14 protein-coding genes are annotated in these 17,546 nt (G+C 28.3%); 1 reads left to right on the top strand and 13 read right to left on the bottom strand.

The annotated features are described in order from the left end of the window. Window positions 1-996: 996 nt before the first annotated feature. Window positions 997-2,340 carry a dicarboxylate/amino acid:cation symporter gene (locus tag ACGHJ8_RS00070; RefSeq protein ID WP_390540998.1) on the bottom strand — a complete coding sequence of 448 codons (1,344 nt, stop codon included), beginning with the start codon at window positions 2,338-2,340 and terminating at the stop codon, window positions 997-999. A 79-nt stretch (window positions 2,341-2,419) separates the two neighbouring features. After that, window positions 2,420-3,031, bottom strand: a complete 612-nt coding sequence (locus ACGHJ8_RS00065) for a DUF4230 domain-containing protein (protein ID WP_390540996.1) — start codon at window positions 3,029-3,031, stop codon at window positions 2,420-2,422. Window positions 3,032-3,163: 132 nt separating this feature from the next. On the opposite strand from ACGHJ8_RS00065, the gene ACGHJ8_RS00060 reads away from it, so the two are divergent. Further along, window positions 3,164-3,499: a DUF6054 family protein gene (locus tag ACGHJ8_RS00060; RefSeq protein WP_390540994.1), complete on the top strand. Its 336-nt coding sequence runs from the start codon at window positions 3,164-3,166 to the stop codon at window positions 3,497-3,499. Window positions 3,500-3,680: 181 nt separating this feature from the next. Here ACGHJ8_RS00060 and ACGHJ8_RS00055 read toward each other — a convergent pair whose 3' ends face one another. The 11 genes from ACGHJ8_RS00055 to dnaA form a co-directional block, all read right to left on the bottom strand. Next, entirely contained in the window at window positions 3,681-4,052 is a 372-nt protein-coding gene (locus tag ACGHJ8_RS00055; RefSeq protein ID WP_205090341.1) for a hypothetical protein, read from the bottom strand. A 134-nt stretch (window positions 4,053-4,186) separates the two neighbouring features. Further along, a complete protein-coding gene (gene gyrA / locus ACGHJ8_RS00050; RefSeq protein WP_205090337.1) occupies window positions 4,187-6,649 on the bottom strand; it encodes a DNA gyrase subunit A in 2,463 nt (820 codons plus the stop codon). 15 nt (window positions 6,650-6,664) lie between these two features. Then, on the bottom strand, window positions 6,665-8,587 hold the full coding sequence (gene gyrB, locus ACGHJ8_RS00045) for a DNA topoisomerase (ATP-hydrolyzing) subunit B (protein ID WP_390540991.1): 1,923 nt from the start codon (window positions 8,585-8,587) through the stop codon (window positions 6,665-6,667). Next, complete coding sequence (recF, locus tag ACGHJ8_RS00040) at window positions 8,574-9,683, bottom strand: DNA replication/repair protein RecF (protein WP_390540989.1); 1,110 nt, start codon at window positions 9,681-9,683, stop codon at window positions 8,574-8,576. Before recF ends, gyrB begins: the two co-directional genes overlap by 14 nt. Further along, a complete protein-coding gene (gene yaaA / locus ACGHJ8_RS00035; RefSeq protein ID WP_087245096.1) occupies window positions 9,670-9,888 on the bottom strand; it encodes a S4 domain-containing protein YaaA in 219 nt (72 codons plus the stop codon). Before yaaA ends, recF begins: the two co-directional genes overlap by 14 nt. 173 nt (window positions 9,889-10,061) lie before the next feature. Beyond that, window positions 10,062-12,461 carry an ABC transporter permease gene (locus ACGHJ8_RS00030; RefSeq protein WP_390540986.1) on the bottom strand — a complete coding sequence of 800 codons (2,400 nt, stop codon included), beginning with the start codon at window positions 12,459-12,461 and terminating at the stop codon, window positions 10,062-10,064. Continuing rightward, window positions 12,458-13,141, bottom strand: a complete 684-nt coding sequence (locus ACGHJ8_RS00025; protein ID WP_390540984.1) for an ABC transporter ATP-binding protein — start codon at window positions 13,139-13,141, stop codon at window positions 12,458-12,460. The genes ACGHJ8_RS00030 and ACGHJ8_RS00025 overlap by 4 nt, the downstream gene beginning before the upstream one ends. Window positions 13,142-13,226: 85 nt before the next feature. Continuing rightward, window positions 13,227-14,123: a sensor histidine kinase gene (locus ACGHJ8_RS00020; RefSeq protein ID WP_390540982.1), complete on the bottom strand. Its 897-nt coding sequence runs from the start codon at window positions 14,121-14,123 to the stop codon at window positions 13,227-13,229. 3 nt (window positions 14,124-14,126) lie between these two features. Beyond that, the gene (locus ACGHJ8_RS00015) at window positions 14,127-14,798 is read right to left on the bottom strand and encodes a response regulator transcription factor (protein WP_087245084.1); all 672 of its coding nucleotides are present in this window, start codon (window positions 14,796-14,798) and stop codon (window positions 14,127-14,129) included. Window positions 14,799-14,849: 51 nt separating this feature from the next. Then, complete coding sequence (dnaN, locus tag ACGHJ8_RS00010) at window positions 14,850-15,953, bottom strand: DNA polymerase III subunit beta (RefSeq protein ID WP_087356838.1); 1,104 nt, start codon at window positions 15,951-15,953, stop codon at window positions 14,850-14,852. A gap of 149 nt (window positions 15,954-16,102) precedes the next feature. Next, window positions 16,103-17,446: a chromosomal replication initiator protein DnaA gene (gene dnaA / locus ACGHJ8_RS00005; RefSeq protein ID WP_087356837.1), complete on the bottom strand. Its 1,344-nt coding sequence runs from the start codon at window positions 17,444-17,446 to the stop codon at window positions 16,103-16,105. Window positions 17,447-17,546: the final 100 nt, after the last annotated feature.

Here is a 17,546-nt window from a genome sequence, read left to right as displayed (position 1 = left end):
AAACACCTCTACTTTTTAAATATATTATAACATTATTAAATATTCATATAAATAGATATATTTATTCGTATATTGACATCTAAAATGACATAAACTATAATGTAATTGAAAAAAGGAACAGCCGATAAACGGTTATGCCTTAGATTAAATTAAGGAGAAATAACTACCTCAATTTTCCCTAAGCACGAGGTAGTTATTTTTTTGTACTCTTATCAATAATAATAAGAAGTAATTTCACTATAACATTTATCATTGTCATGATAAATGTCAGTATTCCTAACACTATCATGACCATCTCATAAGATGTCATGTCCATCACCTCCGTCTTTCATATTTCCATTTATTAAATGGATATCTATGTCAACGAAGGATCACGTGCCTTCGTCCCACGACTAAGGCATAACCACCTACCGTTATTGCTGTTCCATCTGCATTATATCAATATCAAAAATTAGATTCTATATTATCTAGAAAGTGTAGATTTATTTTCGATATTTACTTTAAGCAAATATCATTCTTTGTATATTGACTTCTAAAATAACATAAACTATAATGTAATTGAAAAGGAACAGCCAATAAGCGGTTATGCCTTAGATTTGTTTGAGAAAAATAACTATCTCAATTTATCCTAAGCACGAGGTAGTTATTTTTTTGTACTCTTATCAATAATAATAAGAAGCAATTTCACTATAACACTTATCATTGTCATGATAAATGTCAGTATGCCTAACATTATCATGACCATCTCATAAGATGTCATGTGTATCACCTCCGTTTTTCATATTTCCATCTATTAAATGGATATCTATGTCAACGAAGGATCACGTGCCTTCGTCCCACGACTAAGGCATAACCACCTACCGTTATTGCTGTTCCATCTGCATTATATCAATATCAAAAATTAGATTCTATATTATCTAGAAAGTGTAGATTTATTTTTGACATTTACTTTAAGCAAATATAGTAATTAAAAAAGTAAACTCAATTTGAGTCTACTTAACTATGATAAATATCTTCATCTAACATATTTTCTTTTTTACCAACAATAACAGAAGTTGCTGAATCACCAACAACATTTAAAGATGTGACAAGCATTTCAATTGGTCTGTTGATTGCTAAAATTAATGAATAAGCCAATAATGCCCCATCATTTGTATATCCCATACCAGTCAAAATAGTAAATAAGATAACAGCTCCTGCTCCTGGTGCAGCAGGTGTACCTACTGATGCAATTAAAGCGAGAAATGCAATGACTGCCATAGATGTTAAAGATACATCATAACCAGAACTTGCTGCAATAAATATAGCAGCAATAACTTGCATGATGGCTGTACCATCCATATTAATTGTCATTCCTAATGGTAAAACAAATGAAGCTATTTCATCACTTACACCCAATTCATGAACTGTTGTTTCTTTATTTAATGGTAATGTTGCTGCACTTGATGATGTTGAAAAACCAAATAAAGCAACTTTTGGTATTTTACGCATAAATGGTTTTGGATTGATTTTTCCCATCACCATTAAATAGATAGGATAAGCTATAAACAAATAAACAAACAAAGCAAATAGAACTGTTAAGACATAAGCTAAAGCAGGTAATAAATAGTCAATTCCATAGATTGCAAATGTTCTTGTTAATAAACAAAATATTGCATATGGTGCACATTTTGTAATTATAAATGATAAACAAACTGAAATAATATCACTACATTCAATTAATAATTTCTTTAATGTTTTTGTTTTATCTTTTAATTGATTCATCGCAAGTCCAATCGCTACTGCTAAGAAAACAACTGCTAAAACATTACCATTATTTGTAAATGCATTAATTAAATTATTAGGAATCACTGATACAATGATATTTAATGGATTAGAACCTACAGCTCCTTGTTGAATCACTAAGTTATCAGCATGTACAGCATTAAATGCTCCTAAATGATAAACAATTGAACCGATAATACCAGCCCAAACTAAAGCACATACTGTTGTTATAAGGAATGTTCCTATTGTTTTAGAAGAAATTCTTCCTAGCTTCTTTGTATCAGTAATAACACAAATAGCTAAAATAATAGACACAAATACCATTGGAACAATAATTAATTGTAATGCATTTACAAATAATTGCCCTACAATATAAAATATCCCAATTGCATTATTAGCACCTTCAGCTGTAATGTCTTGGAATAATACATTATTAATAGTATTCCATAAAGATTCCTGTCCACTTGCTAATAAGTTTTCTCTTAATAAGATACAACCTAATCCAGCAACCAAACCACAAATTAAAGCAATAATCATTTTCTTTGCTAATTTCTTACCACTTTGTTTTGATTTCATATATAACCTCCCACTTATCTCCAAACTTCTAACATTATACTATAAACTTTACATATTTCAACAAAAAAAGCAGAACATCTTAAGATTCTGCCATCTTTATTTCAATTTTATAATCATCTGAAGATGAATACATTGATTCTACAAATGTTTGTATTGTTTCTTTAGCTTTATTTTGAGCTTCTTCCAATAATCCTTTTTCTTGTGCTTTACTTTCCATGCTCTTTTTTTGATCTATCGCAAATTGATTATAATCAGTAATACTAATCTGATTAAATATATTTTTTGTTTCATCAAAAACTTCAATACTTTCCTGATCAATTTCATGAGATAGGATTTTAGCTTGTGGTATTGTTATATCAATATTTTGACCATGAACATTGACTTCTACTAAGCTCATATCTATTCCTGCTTTTATTTTTCCATCATAAGATAAAATGAAACTCTTTGTTGTAAAAGGGACTTTCCAACCATAAAAAGTCACCTGGTTTTCATATTTTCCCATATTAGTATAATTATATTCTACACTTGCTAATTCGCTAATACCTTGAATTTGCTGTGACAATAAATCACTTGTAATGGCTGTTGGTTCTTCACCACTTGGCCATACTTTTCCAACAAAAAAGAAAACAACTGCTATCACAACAATAACAATAATATTTTTTAAAGTTTGACTGATTTGTATTTTTTTCATTCATTTCACCTACTTACAGATATTGTAGAAAAGATCAAGATATTTGTCAAATATTGTTGAAATGATATGAATATATAAAATACACATGATTTTCAAAACTTCATGATAATCTATAAATAAGGAGGAATAATTATGGCTAAATATTCTTGTGAACTACATGGTTCTTTTCAGCATTTTTGTCAATTTTTAAAGAATGAATTAATCAAATCAAGCTTTTCTGCTTCCATTGAAGATGAACATTATTATGATATACATGATGTTCATGTTGGTATTTTAATATTAGAGAGATATAGTTATACAGGAGGAAACCGATTAAGTCTATCTATCACGATAACAGAATATCAAAATCATCTTCATGTCACTGCCATTAGTTCTGGTGGAAGTCAGGCTGTGTTTTTTAAAATCAATACTTTAGGTGAAGATGCTTTTTTAGATAAATTTAAAGAAGCAATTCAGAATTATGAATAATTGATAGGATTTATGTGAACACAGTTTGCATATTTCTATTTTTACTCCTTTAGAATATTTACTTTTTCTTTACAATATAAAAACTTCCCGTATCAGTGTTTTATTATTTACACTGTCTACTGGGAGGTTATCATATCATTTGTTACGATTTCTCTTTTTGATTTTAAAAATCACTAATTTATTACCATTTTTTTAATGGGGCATAAGGATTATTACCTATTCGAACGATAATATCTACTGGAAATTCTCCACCACCACCACATTTTGTATATGTAGTACATTCATACAGTTCATTATGATTCATATGTTCATGAATCCAATGTGCAAAGATGGTTGTCTGTTCGAACGTCATATAATCATATCCATAACCACTATACCAAAATTCTTCACCTAAAATATTTTTAGGATTAATGATAATCTTTCCAGTTTCTATTTCTATAGAAATAATTTCAGGATAACTATTTATTTTTTTTATAACCATATTTGCAAAATCGTTGTTATCAAACATTGATGTATTATAATAATTTGTTTTTGGTTTTCGTCTAAAAAACATATTTCTCCTTCTTTCTATTTACTTTGTATAACTCTATTATATATTATATTTTTCTTCAAAGAAAGGATTAGCATATCTCATAAAAAAATAGGATCTTTTATAAAAGAGATCCTATTTTTCGTGTTAACAAAATCTTATTTTGTTACTTCATTTTCTTCAATTTCTTCTTCTGATTTAGATACAACTTCTACACTTGAAACAATTGATCCTTCAGCAACTTTAATCAATCTAACACCTTGAGTATTTCTTCCAGCTAATTTTACTTGTTCCATTGGAAGTCTAATCATGATTCCTTCACTTGTCATGATTAATAAATCTTCATCACCATTAACAGCTCTTAAAGCTACCAATTGTCCTGTTTTTTCAGTCGTATTAATCGTTTTCACACCTTTACCACCACGATGTGATTCACGGTAATCTTCTATTGGAGACATCTTACCATAACCATTTTCACTTATAGCCATAATATATTGTCCTTCTCCATTTGTTGTCATACCTACAACATGACTACCATCTACATTAATACCTTTGACACCAGATGCTGTTCTACCCATTGGTCTGACATCATTTTCATTAAATCTAATTAATTTTCCATTAGATGCTGCAACAAGAATTTCTTCATTTTCTTTTGTTAATTTCACAGCAACCAACTGATCTTCATCTTTTAAATTAATCGCAATCTTACCAGACTGTCTAATATTTTTAAATTCTTCAATAGAAGTTTTCTTAACTAAACCATTTAATGTCACAAAGAATAGATATAGATTCTTATCTTCATCAATATCATCTTTATCAATAGAAATCATAGATTTAACACTTTCATCTTTATCTAGATTTAATAAATTAACAACAGGTAATCCTTTAGCAGTTCTACCAAATTCAGGAATATTATATCCTTTTAAACGATAGACTTTACCAAAGTTTGTAAAGAATAATAAATCATCATGAGTACTCATATGAATAAGAGCATCCACAATATCATCCTCATTGGTTCCCATACCTTTGATACCTCTACCACCTCTATTTTGTGTTTTATAAGTATCAACAGGCATACGTTTGACATATCCATTAGAAGTTAAAGAAATAATCACATCTTCGACTGGAATTAAATCTTCATCTTCTAAATCAAATGTTCCTTGAATAATTTCAGTTCTTCTCTTATCAGCAAATTTAGCTTTAATTTCTAATAATTCTTTTTCAATAATTTCTAATATTCTTTCTCTTTTTGCAAGGATATCTTTTAAATCAGCAATCAATTCTAATAATTGATTTAATTCATTTTCAATCTTTTCTCTTTCCAAACCAGCTAATCTTTGAAGCTGCATTTCTCTGATTGCTTTTGCTTGTCGATCAGACATATCAAATTCATCCATCAATCTCTGTTGAATAATTTCTGTTGTTCGTGATGAACGAATGAGTTCAATAATAGCATCAATCTGATCTAATGCTCTTTTTAAACCATCTAAAATATGAGCACGATCTTCAGCTTTCTTTAAATCATAAGCTGTTCTTCTTCTAATCACTTCTTCTTGATGATCAAGATAGTAAGTAATCATTTGTTTTAGATTTAAAGTTTGAGGTTGGTTATTCACTAAGGCAATAGAATTGACACCAAATGTTGTCTGTAAAGCTGTTAATTTAAATAACTGATTTAAAATAACTTCTGGTTGAACATCTTTACGAAGTTCAATCATAATACGAATACCTTCACGGTTAGATTCATCACGTATTTCTGTAATACCTTCAATACGTTTTTCTTTAACATGTTCAGCCATTTTTTCGATTAAACGAGCTTTATTGACCATATATGGTATTTCAGTAACAACAATAGCTTTTTTACCACCATGAATATCAATAATATCCGTTTTCGCTCTCATGACAATTAAGCCATTACCAGTTTCATAAGCTTTTTTAATCGCTGATTTACCTAAAATATAAGCTCCTGTTGGAAAATCAGGTCCCTGAATATAATTTTCCATTAATTCTAGAATCGTAATATCAGGATTATGAGAAACAGCCAATATGGCATCAATGACTTCACCTAAATTATGAGGTGGAATATTTGTAGCCATACCAACCGCAATTCCTGTTGTCCCATTGACTAATAAGTTAGGGAAACGTGATGGCATAACTTCTGGTTCTGATTCTTCACCATCATAGTTAGGAATAAAATTGACTGTATCTTTATTAATATCTCTCACCATTTCCATAGAAATCTTAGACATTCTGGCTTCAGTATAACGTTGTGCCGCAGCGCCATCACCATCAATAGAACCAAAGTTTCCATGACCGTCTACTAACATATAACGATAACTGAAATCCTGTGCCATACGAACTAAAGCTTCATAGATTGAAGAGTCACCATGAGGATGGTATTTCCCCATAACTTCCCCAACAATACGCGCTGATTTCTTATATGGTTTATCACTATAACATCCAAGTTCATTCATTCCATGCACAATTCTTCTTTGAACAGGCTTTAATCCATCTCTCACATCTGGTAAAGCTCTTTGAACAATAACTGACATGGCATAATTGATAAAGGATTGTTTCATTTCTTTTGTTAATGATCTTTTCTTAATTCCACGTTCTTCCATTTTTTCTCTCCTTTACTATAAGTCTAATTCTGCCATTTGTGCATTTTCTTGAATAAATTCACGTCTTGGTTCAACTTTTTCACCCATCAACATATCAAACATAGCATCAGCCTGCATCGCATCATCTAAATCAATTTGCCATAAAACACGATGTTCTGGATTCATTGTTGTATCCCATAACTGTTCAGCATTCATTTCTCCTAAACCTTTATAACGCTGAATAGAAATTTTGGCATTTTCACCAATTTCTTCTTTTTTCTTTTCCAATTCATAATCAGAATATAAATAATATTCTTCTTTTCCATGTTTCAATAAATATAATGGTGGCTGTGCAGCATACACATATCCTTCTTCAATTAATGGCTTTAAGAAACGATATAAGAATGTCAACATCAAAATACGAATATGTCCACCATCAACATCGGCATCGGTCATGATGACAATTTTATGATATCTTAATTTACTAATATCAAATTCTTCACCAATACCCGTTCCAAAAGCTGTAATCATCGAACGAATTTCAGCATTTCCTAAAATTCTATCTAATCTTGATTTTTCAACATTTAAAATCTTACCACGTAATGGCAAAATGGCCTGAGTTCTACGATCTCTACCCATCTTGGCACTACCACCGGCAGAATCCCCTTCGACAATGAATACTTCACATTCACTAGGATCCTTAGATGAGCAGTCAGCTAATTTACCTGGCAAGGCAATACTATCTAAAGCTGTTTTTCTTCTTGTCATTTCTCTGGCACGTTTGGCTGCCATTCTGGCACGACTTGCAACAATAGCTTTATTGATAATAATTTGTGCAGTATTTGGATTTTCTAATAAGAATTTATCTAACGCTGTTGAAATGATATTACTTGCGATTTTTCTCACTTCAGCATTTCCTAATTTTGTTTTTGTCTGCCCTTCATATTGAGGATCAGGATGCTTCACTGAAATAATCGCTGTTAACCCTTCACGGCAATCATCCCCACTTAAAGATTCTTCATCTTTTTTCAGGTAATTATTATTTTTTGCATAATTATTAATGACTCTTGTTAAAGCAAGACGGAAACCTTCTTCATGAGTTCCCCCTTCATGTGTATTAATATTATTACAGAAAGAGTAGATATTTGGCTGATATCCATCATTATATTGCATACCAACTTCAACTTTAATATCATCTATTTCATCTTCTACATAAATAATTTCTTCATGAATAGGCGTTTTATTACGATTCAAATAAGCAACATATTCTTTAATACCACCTTCATAGTGATATTCATTTTTCTTATGTGGTGTCTGTCTATGATCTTCTAAAATTAATTTCAATCCTTTATTTAAGAAAGCCAATTCACGGATTCTCTGATTTAATGTTTCATAATCATATACAGTTGTTTCTTCAAAAATCAAAGGATCAGCTTTAAAAGTAACTGTTGTTCCAGTATCATCACAATCACCAATAATCTTTAAATCTTCAACAGGTTGTCCACCTTTTTCAAATCTTTGATAATAAATATGACCATCTCTATGTACATAAACTTCTAACCATTCACTCAATGCATTAACAACGCTGGCACCAACACCATGTAGACCACCTGAAACTTTGTAGCCTCCACCACCAAATTTACCACCAGCATGTAAAACAGTTAAAATTGTTTCAACTGTACTCTTACCTGTTTTCGCATGAACACCTGTTGGCATACCACGTCCATTATCAATAACCTTGACAACATCGCCTTCTTCTAAAATCACTTTAATTTCACTACAAAATCCAGCTAAAGCTTCATCAATAGAGTTATCAACAATTTCCCATACCAAATGATGTAAACCTCTAGAAGACGTTGAACCAATATACATACCTGGTCTTTTTCTAACAGCTTCTAATCCTTCTAAGACTTGAATATCAGATTCATTATAACTGTGTTGAACTTTATTTTCTTCCATAGCTTTCTCCTTTCACATTTCCATTTTCAATGACGATTTTCTTTGCTTTATCTATAACCTGATGATGAATACCATCAATATTTGTTGAAGTTAAAAAAGTCTGAACCTTTCCTTCAATTAAATTCAATAACTTCGTCTTTCTTGTATCATCTAATTCACTTAAAACATCATCTAACAACAAAACAGGATATTCTCCAATTTCTTTTTTAATCAATTCTAATAAAGCGATTTTGATTGCTAAAACAATAGATCTTTGTTGCCCTTGTGAAGCATAAGTTATAGCATCCTGTTGATTTAAACACATCACCAGATCATCTTTATGAATACCATGTGTTGTCTGTTTAAAAGCAATATCTTTTTGATAATTCTTTCGATAATCTTCTAAAATACCTTCATAACTCATATCTTTATAATGTGTTTTATATTGAATTGATAATACTTCCTGATGTAAAGCAATATAATCATACATTTTCGTAGATATCTCATTTAATAATTCTACAAATTCAATTCTTTTCTTTAATAATTGAACTTGTAATCGTGCCATCTGTTCAGATAAAACCTCTAAGTAATCATCAGCTTTTGAATGTTTTTCATTTAATAATTTCAAATATTTATTTCTTTCTTTTAATAATCTTTGATATTTATTAAAATCATACATATATATAGGTGATATTTTAGATAACTCCATATCAATCAATTTTCTTCTTAATTTTGGACTTCCTTTTATTAACATTAAATCCTCAGGAATAAATAAAACAACATTTAAATAACCAACATAATCACTTGTTTTTTTAATTTCATTATGATTAATCAAAGCTTTCTTTCCTAACTTTGATAAAACAATCTCTAAATTTAATGTCTTTTGATTATTAATAACCTGTCCTTGAATTTTCGCAAAGTCCTGATCAAAATAAATCATTTCATCTATGACTTTTGTCTTAAAACTTTTAGACATTGATAAAATATATATAGCTTCTAATAAGTTTGTTTTTCCTTGAGCATTTTGACCAATTAAAATATTAATAAAAGGATCAAATTTTACTGAACAATCAATATAATTTCTAAAATTCTTTAATTGAATACTATGAATCTTCATTAATGATTAGATATTCTTGTCCATCAAAAGAAACAATATCCTGATGATAGAGCTTTTTCCCACGTCTTGTTTCTACTTCACCATTGACAAGAACCAGTCCATCACTAATGACTAATTTAGCTTCAGCTCCACTACTTACAGCATCAGCTAATTTAAGTAATTGTCCTAAAGTAATATACTCACTATGAATTGTAACTTCTTTCATATATTTATCACCCATACTTTCATAACCTGAACTATTATATCACAAAAACATCAAAAATGATAGTTTTTATGGCTTATATTCAATATTTATAAAAAAAGTGATAAATCTCATTTTTATATAAAAACCTCTTATAAGCTAAATATAAGCTAAAAAATGATATATAGTCTTTTTGACTACATATCATCTTTTAATGTTTCTATAATATTCTGTTTTCTAAAACGATTTAATCCTAATTTAAATGTTAAGATCATCACTATCATCATCACTATAAATGATATCAAATAAGCTATCCATGATGGTCTAAAAGGTATAGTGTTAAAAGATAAATTATATAATAGAAATTCTATTATTATACAGAATGGTAAACTATATACAAATGATTTTATGCCATAAATAGAAGATTCTTTCCATAACATTTTTTTCATATCATTGACACTCATGCCTATACTCATGAACATCGCAAATTCTTTTTTCCTTTTTTCTATGCTGGCACTCATCATATTTAAGATATTTAATAATGTAAATATAAGTAAAATTGTTATAAAACCATAAACAAATATCTCTACAATTGTCATAAACTCAATTCTTTCTTGATTAGCTGATGTTTCATCGTAACTGCTTAATCCATAAGATTCTAATTCTTGATTTAATTGTTCATGTTGTTGTGTCTGAATATAAATTTCTATATTCGTAGACCCAAACTCTTTTTCAAAATAGTCTGTGGAAACAATAAAAGTTAATTCATAAGGATTCATTATATTATATTCATCAGATGTTTCTATCATCTGAATATCTTGAAAATTTTGAATATCTAACTTCTTTTCTTTTTCAGTCTCATCATCTAAATAACTGATATACATATCTTGGATAAAGTTTCTGTCCATTTTTTTATAAACTGATGAAATTTCTGTTTCATTTTCACTTAAGATTAAAGATTGATTATATGTTAATGCTAAATCATTTGATGGCTGAATACCATTATCCTGACACAATTTTTTAAATCTTTGATTGTCAATACATTGAATATAAACACCTATACTTTTTGGACTTTCATATGTTAAATAATCAGGATTAATATCTACATTAACAAATTCTAATCCTCTAAAATAATAATCATTATCATATTGACTGTTATTTAAAATATCAATAACATCTTGTCTATTTTTCATTTTGACATCTGAAACTGAAATATCATAATCATGAATACCACTTTCTTTTTTGACAGTATTAATAAAATTTTTACCAAAACTTGTCATAGAAACAAAGATAATCATTGATAACATTAAGGAAATAATAATAACTCTGGATTTGATTCCTTGTCTTTTATAATTTTTAATAGACAATTGCCATGAAACATTTAAAAATTTTGATAAAAAACGATTTAATTGAAGTCTTTTCTTTTTCACTTTAACTTCATCACTTTTCGTTAAAGCATCCATCACAGATATTTTTGATATTCTTCTTGCAGGTATATATAATGCGATAAAAGTAATCAAAAACGAACCTATAATAACGAGACATAAATATAATGGTGAGATTTGCGTATGAATAGATAAGTTGAGATCTTTTAAAATTTTCATTTGATTAGCAAATGAAAAAGCAATATTTAATCCTATAAAACTACATAGAATTCCAAATGGTATCGCAATAATGGATAATATGAATCCTTCAAAATAAACAGAACATTTCTTTTGTTTAGGCGTAGCACCTACGCTTGAAAGCATCCCAAGATATTGAATACGATCTGTTGTTGATAGATGGAATGCCTGATATATAATCATAACAGATACAAAACTAATAATACCAATCATAATATAAATCATATGATATACATCTGTATATCCAGCAGTTAAACCTTCTTCAAAGATATTCTGTACAGCCAAATAAGATGAATTATATGGTATATAATATTTGGAAGATGTTGTACTCTCCATGTTTTGTATTTTTTCCTTTAAATTTTGTACATGCTGAAATATATTTTTGGAAACATCTTTATCTTTAATATACATTGTATAATCTTGAGTTAAATCTATATAAGAAAATGCCTGATAGATATCTCCCATGAAATCTTGAGATTGATAACTATTCATAAATCCTACAATTGTATATGTTTGTTGATTATCAAATGTTATCTGATCTCCTATTTTTTTATCAATATGATTCATTTTTAAAAATTCTGGTGTTATAACAATTTCATACTTATTAACAGGTAATCTTCCATCAATAATATAATCATAGAGTCCTTTCTTTTGAAAATATAATGAATCACCAGACTTCATATATAACTGTGAATCTTGATAATCAAGTTGTGTTGTACAAGAAAAATAATATTCATCAACTTGAGAATCATCTTTTATTAAATCAATAATTTCTTGTCTATTATCAACAATGCGATAATGATAATCTCCTCTTGTTTTTTCTATATAACTTTTATAATAGGCTTTACCTGATGAAAAAGCTATTCCTACACAGCTCATCATGATCACTGATACCATAATACATAGTAATGTCAATAAACTTCTTTTTTTATTGGCTTTCAGATATCTTAAGGTCAATATATTCATAATTTTCATTTTCTGATAACCTCATCTTTTTTTATCTTTCCATCTTCTATGACGATGATTCTATCTGCCTGCATCGCTATATTTTCATCATGAGTAATCATAATTAAGGTCTGGTTATATCTTTTTTGTGTTAATTTCAGTAAATCTATGATTTCTTTACTATTTTTTGAATCAAGATTTCCTGTTGGTTCATCCGCAAGAACCAATGATGGTGCATTCATCAATGCTCTTCCTATTGATACACGTTGTTGCTGTCCTCCTGAAAGTTCTCTTGGTAAATGTTTTTCTCTTGATTTCAAATCTAATATACGTAGTAATTCATCCAGTCTTTCCTGATTCACTTTCTTATTATCCAGCAATACTGGCAATGTCATATTTTCTTCAACGGTTAATATAGGAATTAAATTATAGAATTGATAAATCAACCCTACTTCCCTTCTTCTAAATATGGCTAATTCATTTTCATTCTTTTTATAGACATTCTGTCCATTGACAATCACTTCACCACTTGTTGGTTTATCAACACCCCCGATCAAATGTAGCAATGTACTCTTTCCTGATCCAGATGAACCTACAATAGCTATAAATTCGCCTTTTTCAACAGTAAATGAAACATGATCTAAGGCTACAACCTTGTTTTCATCATTTCCATATATTTTTGTTAAATTTTTAACTTCTAGTATTGCCATATATTCTCCCTCCTCAATTGTATTGTATCAAATAAAAATGACAAACCCGTGACAATAAAGTGACAGATTTGTCATAATCAAATATTTATACATTTTCTTTGTAGAAATGAATAGTAAACTTCGTACCCGGATATGTATTTTCTACTTGAATTGTTCCATTTTGTTTTTCAACAATCATTAAACTTAATGCCAATCCAATTCCAACACTATCATTTTTTGAATTTTTACCTTTATAAAATCTTTCAAATAGATGCATTAAATCTTCCTGATCAATACCACAACCATTATCCTGAATAATGATTTCATCATATAAAGGATTTTGATTCATTTCTATATGAATGATTCCATTTTGTTCAACATGTTCTATACAATTCTTTAAAATATTGGATAAAGCTTCTAAAGTCCATAAAATATCACATTTGAATATATCTGATTCTTGAATATTGATTTGTAATTGAATATCTTTCATATCTATTTGTATTTCAAATGGATTTAATAACTGTAAAACAAAATCTTTCTGTGTAATGCTTTCCTGATGAAAAGTGACTGTTTGAGCATCTAATTGTGCCATTTTTAATAAACTCATCACGAGCCATTCAATTTTATCTAATAATTTCTTTTCTTCTTTTAATAACTGCCTTTTTTCATTGCCTTCTGCTTTATTTAATCTTTCATGAATTAAATTTAAAGCTGTTAAAGGTGTTTTCATTTGATGAGATATATCTTCCAGATATTCTTTTAGAATCAGTTTTTCATTTTCTAATAAATGATTTTGTTCATAAATCTTATTGACTAATTTACATATATCACTCTCTAAGATAGAAAGATTTCCCTCTTTGTATTTTTGAATATAAAAATCATTATGATGAAATAAAATATCATTGATTTGTTTAGAAATAAAAATAATTTTTTTATTTTGTTTATAGATATAAAAACATAAACCACCAATAATACAACATAGTAAGAATATAATGATATACATGATCTAATCTCCTAGTTGATAACCCAATCCTCTTTTGGTTTGTATGATTTGAGGATGTTGAGGTTGATCTTCTATCTTATTTCTTAATCTTTTAATATAAACAGTCAAAGTATTATCATTCATATCTTCACCCGTCATCTGATAAAGTTCTTCTAATAAAAATTCTCTTGTTAGTAAATGATGAGCATGTTGTACAAATATCAATAATAATTTATATTCTAAAGCTGATAAAAAGATTTCCTGATGATTTTTAAAGACTTTAGCTTGAGAAATATAAACTTGAAGATTCTGATATTGGAATATCTGATCTTGTTTTTTATATCTTCTTAAAATATTTTGAATACGTGATAATAGTATTCGAGGTTGAAATGGTTTTGATATATAATCATCTGCTCCTAAATCAAGTCCTGTAATAATACTAAATTCATCACTTTGGGCCGTTAAGAAAATAATAGGAATATCATAATAAGCTTTAATTTCATTATATAAAGAAAAGCCATTACCTTCTTTTAATGAAATATCTAATAAGATTAAATCTATAGATTGTTGTTGGAGTATTTGCATTGCCTTTTTTTGTCCATCAACAGCTATTAAATGATAACCATTTTCTCTTAAATAAGAATTTAAATGCTTAACGATTTGTAAATCATCTTCAACCAGTAAAATCTTTTCCATAATATCACCAACCAAATTATAACAAAAAAAGCTAATCAATCATAGATTAGCTTAATAAGTTCTGACTGGCAATACTAATTGAATGATATCTTCTCTTTCAAAATCTTTAATAATGAAAGGTCGCATCTCACCTGTAAAAAGGACTCTCACTTTTTGACCATTAATACTTTTAATAGCGTCAGTTAAATACTTAGCACTAAAAGATATTTTTAATGGTTCTCCTTTATAGAAAGCTCTCGAAAGATTTTCTTCAACTGAACCAATTTCTTGAGAAAAAGAAGATAAAATAACATGATCTTGATCCATTGTTAATTTAACAATGTTTGTTTGTTCATTTGTAAGTAATGATGCACGATCAATAGAATTTAATAAACTTGTACTATCAATACTCATAGAATAATCAAAACTATCTGGAATTAAACGTCCTGTATCAGGGAAAGTACCATCAATTAATCTTGTTTGGATTAAAACATGATCAAAGACAAATAAAACTTTACGATCAGAAACATATAAATCAATCAATTCATCTTTTTCAATAATACGACTGATTTCAATTAAACTCTTTTTAGGAATAATAATATTAAATGAAATATCAGAATCAATATTTAAAATACGTTTTGCTAAACGATAACTATCTGTCGCAATACATTCTAAAACATGATTTTTTGCTTTAAAATTAACACCAGTTAAAACAGGTCTTGTTTCTTTTTCACTTGTCGCAAAAGAAGTTTGTTCTATAGCTTCTTTTAAATCAGTAGATTTCATTTGTAAATTTACACCTGTTTTATTTAAATCAATACGAGGATAATCAATATAAGATGTTCCATTTAAATCAAAACGAGAGTTAGCTCCTTCAATTCTTGTCAGTGTTCCATCTACAATAAAAATATGTACATCTTCAGAATCAATCTTCTTAATAATTTCTAAAATATAACGAGAAGATAAAACAACACTTCCAGTTTTAATAATTTCAATGTTATCATGAATACTTGTTTGAATAGTAATATCGCTATCACTACCAGTTAAAATTAATTCATCTTCTTTTAAATCAAATTTAATTCCTGTTAAAACAGGTAAAGGGCTTTTTATAGAAACTGCTCTTGAAACTTTTGTTAAAGCATTTAATAATTCTATTCTTTTAATTTTAAAATTCATAAATGTTCTCCTTTATATTTTATATTATTTAAATAATATCATAATAATAATACTGTGCACAATATGAATAAGTTAAAAAAAGTCATGTTTTATTCATGGTTTTTTTTATTTTCCTATGTGCATAAGTTGTGGATAACTGTGCATAACTTTTACACAAGCTTCTTTTTAATATCTTGAATTGCTTGACGATAATTCATATCTTTCTCTAATTTTTGTTGAACTTTATGACAGGCTTTCATGACCGTAGAATGATCACGCCCTCCAAATTCATGTCCTATTTGAATAAATGAAATATCTTCAATCAATTCTCTTACAAGATACATGGCAATGTGTCTTGCGACAATAATACTTGATGTTCTTGATTTAGAATTAATTTGAGCAACTGTTAAATTATAGTAATCAGCAACACATTTTTTTATATTTGATACTGTTAATTCTTTCTTTTGCGCTGGTTGACTATAAGAATCACTAAAAGCTTCCAAAGCAAAATTTAAATCAATAATATCTAATTTTTTACCACATATGAGTTTATAAAATAATAATCTTTTTAAGCTTCCTTCAAGTTCTCTCACATCAGTATTAAAATGAGTAGCAATAAAATCCAAAACTTCTTCAGTAATCGGATAATCAACATTTTCTATTTCTATTTTTTTTCTTAAGATAGCTTTAGCTGTTTCAAACTCTGGGGTGTCAATACTTACCGTTAAACCAGATGAAAAACGACTGACTAAACGACTTTCCATTCCTTTTAAATCTCGAGGAGGTTTATCTGAGGTAATGACAATTTGTTTTTTATTACTTATTAAAGTATTAAATATGTTAAAAAAGATTTCACTTGATGATTCTTTGGTAGCCATGAATTGAATATCATCTATTAATAAGATATCCATTTGACGATATTTGTAGTTAAATTCATCCATAGAATGATTTGCTAATGATTGAATATATTCATTAACAAAGTTTTCACTTGTTGTAAATAAGACATGGATAGATGGATCACGTTTTTTAGCATAATTTCCAATTGCATTTAATAAATGGGTTTTTCCTAGACCAGAATTACTATGAATAAATAAAGGACTATAAGATACACCAGGTTTCATTGCAACGGCTAAAGATGCATTTTGAGCAATTCTATTACTATTTCCAATAACAAAATTATCAAATGTTAAATCAGGATTTAAATGATCATCAAATTGTAATAGATGTTCCTGATGAACATGACTTTTTTGAAAATCTTCTTCAGTCATTAAATGAAGTTGATAATGCCCATTAGTGACAGTGTTATAAATTTCTTGTAGATGTGTTAAATATGGTTCTACAACATCTAAACTCCATTTTGTATCAATGGTGATTGTGACAACACTTCCAACAATGTCTTTAATTTCTAAGGTAGTGAAAAAGGAATCAAATGTAATCTTATCTAAACCATAATCATCAAGTTTTCCTTGAAACAGACTCAAAGTTTTTTGCCAGTTCATATCTAAATTATTCATTTTCACCATCTCCAAGACTCATTATAAAGGAAAAAGTGCATAAATAGAAGATGAAAAAAATTGTGCACAACTTATTCACATAGTTATGCACATCAAATTA

The organism is Massiliimicrobium timonense (genome assembly GCF_042850985.1).
Lineage (GTDB): Bacteria > Bacillota_I > Bacilli_A > Erysipelotrichales > Coprobacillaceae > Allocoprobacillus.
Note: the sequence above shows the minus strand (reverse complement) of the source record. Positions and strands in the feature narration are given on the sequence as shown.

Bases quoted from the DNA above. Each gene is read 5' to 3' on its own strand.
- ACGHJ8_RS00020 (WP_390540982.1), bottom strand. From the start codon at position 14,123: ATGTATATCATTATATTCTTACTATGTTGTATTATTGGTGGTTTATGT.
- ACGHJ8_RS00015 (WP_087245084.1), bottom strand. From the start codon at position 14,798: ATGGAAAAGATTTTACTGGTTGAAGATGATTTACAAATCGTTAAGCAT.
- yaaA (WP_087245096.1), bottom strand. From the start codon at position 9,888: ATGAAAGAAGTTACAATTCATAGTGAGTATATTACTTTAGGACAATTA.
- dnaN (WP_087356838.1), bottom strand. From the start codon at position 15,953: ATGAATTTTAAAATTAAAAGAATAGAATTATTAAATGCTTTAACAAAA.
- ACGHJ8_RS00060 (WP_390540994.1), top strand. From the start codon at position 3,164: ATGGCTAAATATTCTTGTGAACTACATGGTTCTTTTCAGCATTTTTGT.
- ACGHJ8_RS00065 (WP_390540996.1), bottom strand. From the start codon at position 3,031: ATGAAAAAAATACAAATCAGTCAAACTTTAAAAAATATTATTGTTATT.
- ACGHJ8_RS00030 (WP_390540986.1), bottom strand. From the start codon at position 12,461: ATGAAAATTATGAATATATTGACCTTAAGATATCTGAAAGCCAATAAA.
- recF (WP_390540989.1), bottom strand. From the start codon at position 9,683: ATGAAGATTCATAGTATTCAATTAAAGAATTTTAGAAATTATATTGAT.
- gyrB (WP_390540991.1), bottom strand. From the start codon at position 8,587: ATGGAAGAAAATAAAGTTCAACACAGTTATAATGAATCTGATATTCAA.
- gyrA (WP_205090337.1), bottom strand. From the start codon at position 6,649: ATGGAAGAACGTGGAATTAAGAAAAGATCATTAACAAAAGAAATGAAA.
- ACGHJ8_RS00025 (WP_390540984.1), bottom strand. From the start codon at position 13,141: ATGGCAATACTAGAAGTTAAAAATTTAACAAAAATATATGGAAATGAT.
- dnaA (WP_087356837.1), bottom strand. From the start codon at position 17,446: ATGAATAATTTAGATATGAACTGGCAAAAAACTTTGAGTCTGTTTCAA.
- ACGHJ8_RS00055 (WP_205090341.1), bottom strand. From the start codon at position 4,052: ATGTTTTTTAGACGAAAACCAAAAACAAATTATTATAATACATCAATG.
- ACGHJ8_RS00070 (WP_390540998.1), bottom strand. From the start codon at position 2,340: ATGAAATCAAAACAAAGTGGTAAGAAATTAGCAAAGAAAATGATTATT.